This is a genomic window from Chromobacterium haemolyticum (assembly GCF_002081825.1).
Classification (GTDB): Bacteria; Pseudomonadota; Gammaproteobacteria; order Burkholderiales; family Chromobacteriaceae; genus Chromobacterium; species Chromobacterium fluminis.
Genome location: NZ_MUKU01000068.1, coordinates 1 through 4,456, shown reverse-complemented (window position 1 = coordinate 4,456; position 4,456 = coordinate 1). Strand labels below are relative to the sequence as shown.

Sequence of the window (4,456 nt, the reverse complement as noted above, 5' to 3'; positions counted from 1 at the left end):
ATACCACCAGCAGTGTTTGCGGCACGCTATCGCCAGCAGCGGACCACCGAACTATCAAGCAGTACCACTACCATGCAAACCTAGGACTTCTCTCCTTATCGCTGGTATGGCTGGAGGGGGAAGATCAGGGGAAGATCAGGGGAAGATCAGGGTAACCCCACCTATCGGCAAGGCCTGACTGTCAGATCAAATCGGAACTTCTACACGTAATCTTCATGATGGATGCCCCTTCCGTGAGCGGTGGTTTGACACTACCACTCTGACATCGATGCCATTAGGTGGGGGCGTCCATCCCATTAGAGCAGGTCTGAACTTCTACATTTAATGGCCTCCAACATTAGGGCAGTCCTGCGGACAGCTATCCAATATTTGAGCTCCGCTTTCATGGGCATCACAGCCCCCATCCACCCATCCACCCACTCACCCACTCACCCACTCACCCACTCACCCACTCACCCACTCACCCACTCACCCACTCACCCACTCACCCACTCACTCACTCACTCAACGACAACAACATAATAAGAATAGGAAATTAAATATTAGTTCAGAATTCGTGTGGAAATATCACTCAAGGATAAAATCTCGGTAATCCCGCAAGAAGAAATAGCTGATTTTGGCATATCAAACACTACACAACAATCCGCACTTTGTGCAATATTAAAAGCCCCAGCCTCCATCATTAAACGCATTCCTTCAGCGCCATCCTTACCTGCGCCAGTTAGAATAACCCCAATACCATTTTTACCCGCTGCACTTGCTAATGATGAAAACAACGCGTCAACCGAGCTTTGCACTCTTCCTGACTCTCCCAGTGAGACACATTCAATACGATAGCCCTCATTAGTTGCCTTAATCATCAGGTTTGAATCACCGCTGGAAACGTAAATACACCCTTTTCGCACAAACTCTCCGTGCTCTGCAATCTTAACACGGGCCAGACACAGTTGATCCAGCCTCTTAGCCAATGACCCCATAAAAACAGCAGGTAAATGCTGTACGACAAGCATAGGAGGACAGTCTTCTGGCATCAGCATTAAAATTTCTCGCAATGCGCTTACCCCACCTGTCCCAGCTCCTAATGCAACGATTTTATCATCGACTCTTGCTACTGCCTGCTCCTTTTTTACTGGTGTAGCATCACTCAATGACATTGCAGGCAATGGGGTGCTTAACTTACCAATTTTTGCAGTCGCAGCGATTTGAATTTTCCTATAGATTTCTGCCGCATAACCATCAATGCTTTCCGCCATATCAAGTTTAGGCTTTGCGATAAAATCAACCGCTCCCAATTCAAGCGACCTTAGTGCGGCCTCAGAGCCCGCTTCCGTCATGGTAGAAATCATGATAACTGGAATAGGAGTCAGATGCATCATGCGTTCAAGAAACTCCAAACCACTCATTTTAGGCATTTCAACATCAAGTGTTATTACATCTGGACGACACTCACGTATCATTTCTTTAGCTTCTACCGGATTTGGAGCAACACCAATACACTCCATATATTCATTTTTATCAATCAGTTTTTTCAACACAATACGCATTGTCGCAGAGTCGTCAATTACCAGCACTTTAATCATACCAAACCCTCAATCCAGTTTATATCAACCTATCATACTCATCACTCGGCCAGAAATTTTATCCAATGGACAAATTTCACTTACCGCACCAAGCTCTACTGCTTCTTTAGGCATGCCAAACACTACACATGTTCCCTCATCTTGTGCCACTGTCCAAGCACCAGACTGACGCATTGCTAGCAAACCACTCGCACCATCTTTTCCCATTCCAGTCAAAATCACTCCTATTGCCTTACGACCGCTATACTTTGCAACTGATCTAAACAGAGTATCAACGGATGGCCTGTGTCGATTGACCTCCTCCCCTTCTACCAGCTTACAGTAAAACCCCCTACTATCGGACACAACTTCCAAGTGCAGCTCCCCTCCAGGAGCAATGTAAGCGCAACCATAATGTAAACGCTCACCATGTTCAGCTTCTTTTACACTGAGCTTGCAAATAGTATTTAAACGCTCGGCAAATGACTGGGTGAATCCCTTAGGCATATGTTGAACAATCAGCACAGGCGGACCGTTCGCCGGCAGATCTTTTAATACTGATTTAATAGCTTCAGTCCCCCCAGTCGAGGCGCCAATAGCAATCAACTTACTCAATCGTCCTGCAGCAGCACCTAGACGTTTGCTCGCATCAGTCTTGTCTGCATGTAATATACCCACCCTTATATTTAACTTTGCACTAGCCGCAACATGAATCATATCTGCCAACTTAGCAGTATATTCAGCTAAAGCTGCCGAAGAAGAGAAATGGGGCTTATCAATAACATCCACCGCTCCAAGTTCAAGAGCCCGCATAGCAGCTACCGATCCTGTTGAGGTATAACTTGACACCACAATAGTTGGCACCGGCCTCAGCCTCATTAAACGCTCAAGGAAGTCTAGACCATTCATTCCAGGCATTTCCAGATCTAAAGTCACAACATCCGGATTAAGGCTCCTAATCATTTCACGAGCCATATTGGCACTTTCTGCCAAGCCCACACAATACATCCCCTCGGAATCATTTATTATTTTCCCAAGCAGGCTGCGGATAGTTGGCGAATCATCCACGACAAGGACTTTTATCATAATCAGTCAAACCATTCCACATTAGAAAAAACTTTGCCCGATTTATTGACTCTCTCTCCATAACCAGCCTCAAGATCGGCAACCTTGGTTCGAACAATATTCTTGGCAATTTTCTTGAGATAAACTCTACCATTACTTGGCGAAAATAAAATTTTCCTAGGTGAGGTCCCCAACACATCAGCCGCTTTAACCGGAATACGCTCCGCCATCAAATAATCATTAACAAACTCTACATTGCGCTCACCTATCTTTACATATTTTATTTCATCCACAACCATGCCACCACCAAATACTTTTGCAATCAAACGCTCTCTGATGGCTCCAAACTTGAGCAAACCATTGACAAGCTGTTCCATGGCATTAGCCCCATACATCATTGAGGAAATACCACCCTCATGTATTGATGGCCTTCCCTCCCCAGGCAACATAAAATGATTCATCCCACCAATTGATCGGAGAGGATCATAGATGCATACTGAAACACAGGACCCCAAAACTGTAGATAGGGTCAGGCTCTCATCAACCACTGCCATGCCACCCGGCTGAATCCTGACAACAGTCGCCCCCAACCCTTTGTCAAAATATACTGTGTACCCACTACCACCACATCTACCCGTTGTCATAATGCCTTATAAACAGATCTATCACTTCGAGCAAACAAGGCCGTTAATTCTCTCACATTCTCAGAGTGTCCAATATATAAACAACCGCCACGCTTGATATATCCTCTTAGCTTTTTCAAAACTTTTCTTTGAGTTTCCGCGTCAAAATATATCAACACATTCCTGCAAAAAATAGCATCAAATTTCTCCCCCACCACGTCCACATCATCAAGCAGATTAACCCTTCTAAATGTCACCATATTCTTTATACATGATCTTACTTGAGCATAACCTGAATGCCCCCCCATCCCCTTTAATAAATATTCTTTTTTTAGATGCACGGGAAGATTTTCAGTTTGTTTTTCCAAGTAAATACCATGCTGTGCAAAAGCTATTGCTTTAGTGTCAATATCGGAGGCTAAAATTTTCACTGAATCCGCCTGCGGACCCAGCACCTCACGCACTGTCATTGCCAAGCTATAAGCTTCTTCTCCCGTACTACATGCGGCACACCATATTTTAAAAGAAGTACCATGCTCCGCCACCTGTTTTTTCAGAATATGGAAATGATAATCCTCACGATAAAAATAAGTCAGATTCGTAGTTAGCGCATTAATAAATGCCTGCCACTCATCTTTTCCTTTCCCTGACTCAAGAAAATCTAAGTATTCAGAAAAGTTTTTAAAACCCAAGGTTCTCAATCGTTTCGAAAGACGTCCATAAACTAATGATTGTTTTGAGTCAGCCATGACAATACCAGCCCGCTCGTAGATGTGCTTGGCCACACGCCTAAAATCAGAAACTCTATAGCCAAACTCTTTACTCAGAAGTCCATTTGATAGATCATCCCTCATATTCCCCCTCACACTCCCTTATAGAAATATCGAAAACTTGCTACGTGGTCCGATAGCCACGTTTCTCCCTGAGCGTACTGCCCAGATCGCAAAACGCCTTGCTCTCCAACCTCTAGTAACGATTTTCGAGCTCCCTTAACATACCAATCCAACAAGCTAGGCCTAACCGATAATCAAAATCTCTTACAGCAGGCTACTTAAAACGTTTCCCACTCCCCTGCCAGCTCAGCCACCGCCGGCTGTGAACTGAGGCGCGGACTCCCCGCCGCCGGCATCCCCAACGCCATCGCCGCACCTGCCGCCGACACGCTGAACCGGCCCGCCGCCGCAGACAGCCGCTCCGCTTGATCCTGCA

At 45.4% G+C, this 4,456-nt stretch carries 4 protein-coding genes; all 4 read right to left on the bottom strand.

Annotated elements, in window-relative coordinates; translation table 11 throughout:
• Positions 1-542 precede the first annotated feature (542 nt).
• Positions 543-1,580 carry a protein-glutamate methylesterase/protein-glutamine glutaminase gene (locus B0T39_RS24480; RefSeq protein WP_081551333.1) on the bottom strand — a complete coding sequence of 346 codons (1,038 nt, stop codon included), beginning with the start codon at positions 1,578-1,580 and terminating at the stop codon, positions 543-545.
• A 24-nt stretch (positions 1,581-1,604) separates the two neighbouring features.
• Positions 1,605-2,645, bottom strand: coding sequence for a protein-glutamate methylesterase/protein-glutamine glutaminase (locus B0T39_RS24475; protein ID WP_081551331.1), 1,041 nt, complete (start codon positions 2,643-2,645; stop codon positions 1,605-1,607).
• Positions 2,646-2,647: 2 nt separating this feature from the next.
• Positions 2,648-3,073, bottom strand: a complete 426-nt coding sequence (locus tag B0T39_RS24470) for a hypothetical protein (RefSeq protein WP_254894639.1) — start codon at positions 3,071-3,073, stop codon at positions 2,648-2,650.
• 191 nt (positions 3,074-3,264) lie between these two features.
• Positions 3,265-4,101, bottom strand: coding sequence for a CheR family methyltransferase (locus tag B0T39_RS24465; protein ID WP_081551327.1), 837 nt, complete (start codon positions 4,099-4,101; stop codon positions 3,265-3,267).
• Between the last annotated feature and the right edge of the window lie 355 nt (positions 4,102-4,456).

Coding starts and splice junctions, on each gene's coding strand:
- B0T39_RS24480 (WP_081551333.1), bottom strand. CDS start 1,580: ATGATTAAAGTGCTGGTAATTGACGACTCTGCGACAATGCGTATTGTG.
- B0T39_RS24465 (WP_081551327.1), bottom strand. CDS start 4,101: ATGAGGGATGATCTATCAAATGGACTTCTGAGTAAAGAGTTTGGCTAT.
- B0T39_RS24475 (WP_081551331.1), bottom strand. CDS start 2,645: ATGATAAAAGTCCTTGTCGTGGATGATTCGCCAACTATCCGCAGCCTG.
- B0T39_RS24470 (WP_254894639.1), bottom strand. CDS start 3,073: ATGTTGCCTGGGGAGGGAAGGCCATCAATACATGAGGGTGGTATTTCC.